The 6,329-nt window shown below is 32.2% G+C and carries 2 protein-coding genes; both read left to right on the top strand.

Going from position 1 to position 6,329, the window contains the following annotated elements:
- Positions 1-423: 423 nt before the first annotated feature.
- Positions 424-5,334 carry a T9SS type A sorting domain-containing protein gene (locus PLE33_09035; protein ID HPS61385.1) on the top strand — a complete coding sequence of 1,637 codons (4,911 nt, stop codon included), beginning with the start codon at positions 424-426 and terminating at the stop codon, positions 5,332-5,334.
- A 67-nt stretch (positions 5,335-5,401) separates the two neighbouring features.
- Positions 5,402-6,329 (top strand): hypothetical protein (locus PLE33_09030; protein HPS61384.1); only part of this gene is annotated, 928 nt, incomplete at its 3' end.

The following is a 6,329-nucleotide window of genomic DNA, read 5'->3' as shown; positions in this document are numbered from 1 at the left end:
CTTGCCAGCGGAATATATTTTGTGCGTTTAGAAACCGAAGGAAAAAGCCGGTGCCACAAAATGATGATGGTAAAATAAAATAGTGAGATGGTAAAATAGACAACAACTCTGATTTGAATTTTTAACGAGGATAATAAGGATTTCAGAATCAATCCTAATAATGCTGTTTATTAAAAAAGGTAAAAATTGTTCTTGACATAGAATTGATTATTTAATTAAAAGTATTTTGTATGTTGGCAGAATAGATTTTGTTAAGAGAAATGCTGAGAGAAAAAGATAACATCTGTCTAAGTGAATATAGTATTGTAAATATATTAGATTTGAATATGAGACTAAGTTAAATTAATACTATAAGAGAAATAAAACTAAACGGATCACAAAAAACCGTAATAAAAGGAGAAAAAAATAAAAAAAACTTTGGTTATGTCTCATATATTAGCATTGATAGTGTTGGGATATGCAAGTGATATATTTCCTCCACCATCCCCGACTGCAAATCTCTTAATTGATGATAGAATCCGGAACACAGTTGCAGTGGATCCGGATGTAGACAATTTAGGAGGTATTAGATTTTATGCCACAACTTTTGGTCTTCAAGCATTTGACGAAAATAACATTGAACATTGTTCAAAAGCTCCTGTCCCAAAAGTTGGAAGTATTGTAAGATTTGGTATTAGAAATGTTCATCCATATTTCCCTGGTTCATGGACATTTTCATTTAAAATAATTAACGAGATGGATGAAGCAGTTTTTAATGAAGGCGAGGTAAGTATAAATTGTTATACTACGGAAGAGCTAATTGATTTAGAACATGAATGTTATAATACAATGTTAACTCTTACTGATGATAATCAGATAAGTGAAGGAGAAATGCGTTATTTAAGCGGGACCGGTTGTTGGGCTAGTCCGGTTCTGTATAAGGATAATATTTTAAATAGGCATTTATTAATTCTGAATAAAAGTGGTTGTTTAATGAGTGTAAATTTTCCTGAAGGAATTTCTAATGATCAAATTGGTGTAGATTGGAAAATTGACCTGAGGGAAGGAGAACGGTCATTAAATAGCACTTCTTATAAATATGAATTTATGGCAACTCCTGTTTTAGTTGATGATAAAATTTATGTTCCCGGAATTTTCTGTTTACATGTTATAGATCATATTTACTCAGATTACCCTCTTCATTCAATAATACAATGTGAGATGACTAATGATGATTATTTCGAAACTCCTGTTATCTACGATACAAATATTCCTACATATAGACGTTTTTATTTTATTAGTCATTTAGGAAAGATTTTTATGTTCAATGGATCCAATGTACAATCTATTGTAAATGGTTCTTTGGGTTTATCCCAATCTCCCCTTCTTCTTGATAATGACGGGCACATTTATTGTGCTACTTTTGAAACCGAATCATTAATACAGAAACTTAATTACTTTGAACAAACACAAAGAATAGATAATTATCAGACACCTACTATAAATTATGCTGAATTAGGCATGAATAATTATAACTTATCTAAATCTTCAATATTAACAGATTTTACGAAAAACAAATATTTATTTTCAGATAATGCTATAAGGATAATAAATGAAAATTATAATTATAATCTTTTTTCTCCTACTGTAGATCCCGTAGATTATCCTGCTTCCGACATTGGTGAATGGCTTACAAACATTGATCTCAGTGTACCCGATCCACAGAGATTTCCGGGAAATCACTCAATTCTGTCTTATCATAATAGTAATTCCCAGACATTGTTATTTACATTTACTAATTCTAACACTTACACTTTTGATACAGATGTAAATGGATACTATCCTACGGGTGAGGAGGAATATAATATTTATAATAATAAGACATATTACCACTTTCTAAACTATAAAAACGCATATCAGAATCCAACTTGGAAGTTAAATCTTCAAGTTTATTCAGAACATCATCAAACCTGGGGAGGAATTTCACCTTATGAATCTTCAATAGGCGGCTATCTTAATGCACTTTGGGGTGATGAAAACGGGTGTATCTGGACTTATAATAGTTGGTTGGCATCCAGTTGCGTTGGTTATGATGCCGCTTTTGAGAGCGGCGAAAGTGTGATACCTGAAATGGGTTATACAAAGTTTATGAAAAACCTGGATAATATTCCGACCAATGATGAGATATTTAATTTTGAAACATATATTGGCAATTTTGAAACTACTAATTCTTACACTTTTGCTAATTCTTATATTCAGGAAAATAGTTTAGTATCAATACCTGATATTGAATTTCCTGCGATGCATGCAACTTTTAAAAATTTATTACCCAATAAGCGTTATAGAATAACTTGGAATGTTAATCAAGATAGTATCCGGTTTTGTGACAATATTATAGTAAATCAGAACAATACTTCAGTAATAATAAATTCTCAACCAGATCTTGTGATAGAACCATTTGATTCTGTAACAACTGATTGGAATTATCCCGATCCTCTTAATTATAATTCTGTAACAGTATGTAATAGTGCACACTGGGTGATTGGAGAGAATTCCAATATTCGCGTAGGAATAATAGAGTTAGAAGCAAACTCAACTATATCAATTTCAGACGGAGCACACTTAGAAGTCGGAGAAATCATAGTAAAAGGCAATATTAGTGATAATGGATCAGCAGTGCTGGATTTAGATGGAGGATTACATTCAGGTCAACTTGAAGTAACAAGAAATATAGAAATCAAAGAAACTAAAGCTCTTGTTATTAATGGCTACAATTTAGTTAATCCTTCTTATTCTGTTTCTACTGTTTTGGTTAAGCCAGATGCATACTTAGAGATTAGATCCCCAAATAATTATATAACGACTGATAATGTTTCTGCTTCTTTTGGTTCTATACAAAATTACGGTAGAATTTTTATTAATGATTGTGTTAGGACTAATGCTTATTTAAATTATAATGATAATGATCAATGTTCGCTTACAATTAACAACTCTTCTTCCGGCTTTGGTCATTTTATTATAGAAGATGCTGCGGATGTTAAAATTAGATCCAAATTTAAGATTGGTATATCAGGATTGAATAACCCGGAAAGAGCTAAATTTACCCTAACAAATTCTACTTGTACTTTTATGGATTCTACTTACAATGTATATGGTACTATGGAACTTTCCGGTTCGTCTAAGTGTTTTGTAAATCACGATGGTATATTATTCTTTAGAACTAATTCAAGAATTGATCTCAAAGGTAATTTAGCCGCAAATACGGGCTCAGAATTGATAGCTAATTATAACAGAATTATTGATGGCGCGTCAGGTATAATAAAATTTGAGCCTTGTGTTAATATATCTGGTTACAAACCTGATCCCGATCCCAGTAATCCTGATAAATATGGTGATAGAATTATTACGGATGAAAATGGAAAAATTGAAGGAACAAATGCTAACCCCAGACGATTATCAGGATTGAATATTTATTCAACAAATCCTTATGGTGCTAAATGGGAAGGTATAGAAATAAATACAATATATGATTATAATAATAATGAAAATTTTGAGCTATATAATTCTGAGATATCAGGTATTGCAAAAATACATGTTAAACATCCAAGAGAACCTTCCTATAAAGATAATATTTATGCACATTGTATATATGGTATTTATCATAATAGCAATGATATACCAGGTGGTGGAGTATTAGTTACAATAGAAAATTGTACATTCATATCCAATCAGCGAGGAGTTTATGTATATGGAATGAAGTGTTTAGAAAATTCCTCTCTGAGTATTTATCTAAAGAATGATACATTCGGTGGGTTAGAATCTATTGCAGAACAAAATGAATATGGTGTAGCTCTATTTGGGTGTAAAGCAGCTATGATTGAAGGTTGCGATTTTAATAATAATATTATCGGTATTTACGCTCAGGATTCCGGTATTCTGGTTGGCGGTAAATTTGACGAAGATACTAATATACCAATTTCTTACAACCCGGAACATCCTGAGTTAGCCAGAAATAATTTTTATTATAATGAGAAATTTGCTATTTGGCTGGAGCACTCAATTGAAAAATCTTTGATTTACGATAATGTTTTTACAGAACAGCTTCTACATAGGGATTTATTTTCTGGATCTGGGATATTTGCCAGTGATTCAGAACTAAATATAATGAATAATAATATAACCAATCTTGGAGGTCATGGATATTTAGGAAAGCTTACTTATAAAACTAGTTATCAACATATACCATATCATGGTTTTTCAGGAAATCTATTTCGTAATAATGGTGGTTGTGAATTAATTGGTGATGCATCTTCTTTAAGTCAGATTAGAGCTTTACCTGTTGAATCAGGAAATACTATTCAAGATGATTCTGGGACATTTAATTCATACCCGTACAATCCTGAGGGAGAATTTGAGAACTGGGATTATTACATTATGGCAAATCTTACTCGTGAAGAAATAGCGGAGGTTTATGGACAAACGATAATACCCAATTGGGTTGACTCCCCGGATAGATTTTATCCTGATGTATCTGCTTTTCATTTTGTAATTGAACCGCCGGAACCACCTACTGACCCTAAAGCTATGATAAAGAATGGGATTGAGTATTTCTTCCTAGGGAATTTTTCGCTTGCCGAAGATATTATGAAACAAATTGTAGAAACTTACCCCGATTCCTCTATAACTGCACTGGCAGTTGATTACCTTTATTTGATTGAAAGGGTTACAGATAAGGACTTCTCTACGCTAAGGGAATATCTGGATTTGAAAATACCTTCTGAAAATATGGCTCCATATTATGAAAAGGAAGAAATCAAAACAAAATGTCTCATCAAAGAAGAAGATTATCTTTCGGCTATTCAACGTTTACAATTAATTATTGATAATCCCATAGGAATAGCTGATTCACTATTTGCCTTAATAGAGCAAGCATACTGTGTTTTACAATACTCTGTTCAAGGAGGAAAAGCTCTTCCCGATTGCAGTGCTAAAACAACCAGTGTTGATGAATATTTGAATTTCCTTTTAAACTTGGGAAATCCTATATCTTTAATTTCTTCTAAAGAGTTAACTTCTATGAAACCTTTTATCCAAGGTAACTATCCCAATCCTTTTAATCCTTCTACTACGATTTGCTATAATGTTCCCTTACAAGGGAAAGTAAATTTAACTGTTTATAACATAAAAGGGCAGGTAGTAAAAAAATTAGTTGACGAAAAACAACTACCTGGTAATTACAAAATCGTTTGGAATGGAAAGGATAAAAGAGACATAGAAGTAGCTTCCGGAATATATTTTGTTAGAATCGAGCAGAATAACAAGATTCATACTCGCAAAATGATGCTTATAAAATAACAGATCAAAATTATAGGGAAGCCCTGAACTCAGGGTTTCCCAAATTATAAACACATAAGGAGAAGAAATGAAACAATATGTATTATTGCTTGCCTTGGTGCTCATTTTAATTCCTTTAAGTGGAACAGAAAGAGTAGGGGGTTGGATTCATAATGATACTGTCTGGACTGCAGTAAATAGTCCTTATATTGTGCAAAGCTTTCTCTATATTGCTTCAGGAGTAACTCTTACGATAGAACCTGGAGTTCAGGTTCTGGTTATGGGTGCTTCCAATAGTGTTGACTGGTGGGATTTTTTCTGGACGGGAACAGCAAGCCATCCAATTGAGCCAATTGCCAAAATGATATTGGTTTATGGTAAAATTGTGGCATTGGGCACAGAAGAAGAACCTATAATCTTTGATACCTATCAACCTGATTCCAGCTACCGTTGGGAAGGAATTCATTTTTTTGAGGATGCACCCAAATCCAGCTTTGAACATTGTTATTTTAAAAGAACTTATATAGCATTACTAAACTATTATTCAGATATTAATTACGGTGCCTTACGTTTTGATAATGGTAGATTCCATATTAGATATTGTACTTTTTTAAACAATATGGGTGCAATTGGTGCTTATGTTAATGAAGATAGTGTAATCTATGGATGTAAATTCTTATCCTTTGATCTCACTGGCTTTTTCTATAATTCTTTTTTTATAAGTACAAGTTCTCAGTTAGAAATATTACCCACTCTTATTATTGCCCGATGTGAATTTCAAGGAGAAGCAGATGATATTGTATGTGCTGATATAAAGGTTATTATTTTAAATTGTAAATATATTAATTTCAGGGAGAGAGATTTGGTCAAAAGTGATCAATTGGATCGCTATACTGGAACGACTAATTATTATGGGACTATTTCCACTAACTCTACACTTAAATTGTATTGTGGTTCCCGTGCTGAAACAGACACTGCCTATTGCCGTAGAAATATAATCCTTAATCCTAATCATT

It is taken from the genome of Candidatus Cloacimonas sp., from assembly GCA_035403355.1.
GTDB lineage: Bacteria > Cloacimonadota > Cloacimonadia > Cloacimonadales > Cloacimonadaceae > Cloacimonas.
The sequence above is the reverse complement of the archived record's forward strand: the minus strand, read 5'-3'. Positions and strand labels throughout refer to the sequence as shown.